Here is a 276-nt window from a genome sequence, read left to right on the forward strand (position 1 = left end):
GGACATGTTCGTCAGCTGATGACTAAAACGTTCGATGTTATGCAGGCCAATTACATAGAACCGGAAGTGGTTCCCGAGCTAAAACAGCTATTTCTTAACAAGCTGGAGTTGGGGCAGTACGATTCGCTGACGTCTCTGGAGGACTTCGCGCACGTACTGGGACAAGATTTACGAGCGGTTACAGGCGACAACCATCTTAGTTTGTATACCGTTAATCCAGACGAAGAAATTACCCATATATTGACCCATAAAGAAGGGAAGTTAACCAATAACTAT

1 protein-coding gene is annotated in these 276 nt (G+C 44.6%); it reads left to right on the forward strand.

Features of this window, described 5'->3' with window-relative positions; all coding sequences use genetic code 11:
* Positions 1–18: 18 nt before the first annotated feature.
* Positions 19–276, forward strand: a 258-nt coding sequence (locus SB749_RS19345) for a hypothetical protein (RefSeq protein ID WP_410711734.1), incomplete at its 3' end; no start/stop codon positions are given.

Source organism: Brevibacterium sp. SIMBA_078 (genome assembly GCF_046534565.1).
Lineage (GTDB): Bacteria > Actinomycetota > Actinomycetes > Actinomycetales > Brevibacteriaceae > Brevibacterium.